1 protein-coding gene is annotated in these 1001 nt (G+C 33.3%); it reads right to left on the reverse strand.

The genetic code is table 11. From position 1 onward, the window contains the following. Positions 1–1001, reverse strand: a 1001-nt coding sequence (locus tag GM111_RS08450; protein WP_231479795.1) for a YadA-like family protein, incomplete at both ends; no start/stop codon positions are given.

Genomic DNA, 1001 nt, shown 5'->3' on the forward strand with positions numbered 1-1001 from the left:
CCTTTAGTATTTAATGATCCTGAAGCTTTATACACTAAATTCCCTGTTTCATTTAATCCTGAAATACCTAATGCAAATGCATGTTCACCGTTATAGTAACCATATGCACCTGCAATATTATGTCTATGTCCTGCAATGTTGCTTACTTGTGGTAAGTTAGCCATTGCTACTGCTGAAGCTACTCCTGAATTTGCTGAACTTGTTGATGTCTCTACATTATTTAATTTTTCTTTTACTTCATCACTTAAATCTATGATTACATCTGTTCCTTTTGCTTCTGTCTTAACTAATCCTGAACCTTTTATTCCAAATGTTAATCCATTTTCTTTATTTAAGTTTTGTCCGTCTGTTTTTCCACTATCTCCTTCTAATTTTATAGTGTTACTTCCTAATGCATTTACCGCAGCTACTACACTTCCACTTGTAACTAATCCTGCTTCATTTGCTGTACTTGCTCTTCCTCCTGTTGTTGATGTTATTTCTCCTAACGTTACTCCTACTGTAAATACTTTTTCTTTATTTTCTTCTACTGATGTAACTGTTATTGGTCCATTACCTTTTACTACAACATTTGGTGTTGCTAATGCTTCTATTTTAGTTGTCATATTATTTATTACTGAATGTAATTGTGATCCATTAATTGCATCTGTTGATGTAGCTGATATCCATCCTGCTGCTACATTTTGGATTCTTCTTTCTTTTCCTGCTGATCCTACTGATACTATACCTGCTGGTGCTCCTCCCGCAAAGTTTAATGTTATTCCATTTATTGTATCTGTATTATATTCTCCCATTACTTTAGATGCTCCTGCTGTTGCATTCTTACTTCCATTTCCTAAATATACTGAGTTATCTTCTGTCGCTACTATATCATTTCCTACTGCTACTATATTTTTCCCAGATACTTTAAAGTTTGATTCTTCTTTTGTTGTATTAAATCCTAATACTATATTTCCTTCTGCTTTTGCATCTGCTGTTCCTTTTAATATATGGTTATTTCC

Origin of the sequence: Streptobacillus canis (assembly GCF_009733925.1) — a bacterium.
GTDB lineage: Bacteria > Fusobacteriota > Fusobacteriia > Fusobacteriales > Leptotrichiaceae > Streptobacillus > Streptobacillus canis.